This window comes from Shewanella sp. SM73 (assembly GCF_025653795.1).
In the GTDB taxonomy this organism is placed as follows: domain Bacteria; phylum Pseudomonadota; class Gammaproteobacteria; order Enterobacterales; family Shewanellaceae; genus Shewanella; species Shewanella oncorhynchi.
The window spans coordinates 1-642 of record NZ_JAKKRY010000042.1; the positions used below are offsets into that span (position 1 = coordinate 1).

The following is a 642-nucleotide window of genomic DNA, read 5'->3' on the forward strand; positions in this document are numbered from 1 at the left end:
GTTGTTTGGTAAGAACAAGGCATTTGCTTCCTAGCCTACTGAAGTGAATGTGTTACAAAGCTCGGTTACGAGTTAAAACATAAGTCCGGGTCCCCTTCGTCTAGAGGCCTAGGACACCGCCCTTTCACGGCGGTAACAGGGGTTCGAATCCCCTAGGGGATACCATCTATATTTTATAGAGAGTGGTTCCTAGCAAATAACTAACGAGTTGTTTGGTAAGAACAAGGCATTTGCTTCCTAGCCTACTGAAGTGAATGTGTTACAAAACTCGGTTACGAGTTAAATCATAAGTCCGGGTCCCCTTCGTCTAGAGGCCTAGGACACCGCCCTTTCACGGCGGTAACAGGGGTTCGAATCCCCTAGGGGATACCATCTATATTTTATAGAGAGTGGTTCCTAGCAAATAACTAACGTGTTGTTTGGTAAGAACAAGGCATTTGCTTCCTAGCCTACTGAAGTGAATGTGTTACAAAGCTCGGTTACGAGTTAAAACATAAGTCCGGGTCCCCTTCGTCTAGAGGCCTAGGACACCGCCCTTTCACGGCGGTAACAGGGGTTCGAATCCCCTAGGGGATACCATCTATATTTTATAGAGAGTGGTTCCTAGCAAATAACTAACGAGTTGTTTGGTAAGAACAAGGC

The 642-nt window shown here is 46.1% G+C and carries 3 tRNA genes; all 3 read left to right on the top strand.

Going from position 1 to position 642, the window contains the following annotated elements:
- Positions 1 to 89: 89 nt before the first annotated feature.
- The 3 genes from L5M51_RS22755 (at position 90) to L5M51_RS22765 (ending at position 579) form a co-directional block, all read left to right on the top strand.
- Positions 90 to 165, top strand: a tRNA-Glu gene (locus tag L5M51_RS22755).
- 131 nt (positions 166 to 296) lie between these two features.
- A tRNA-Glu gene (locus tag L5M51_RS22760) sits at positions 297 to 372 on the top strand.
- A 131-nt stretch (positions 373 to 503) separates the two neighbouring features.
- Positions 504 to 579, top strand: a tRNA-Glu gene (locus tag L5M51_RS22765).
- Positions 580 to 642 lie beyond the last annotated feature (63 nt).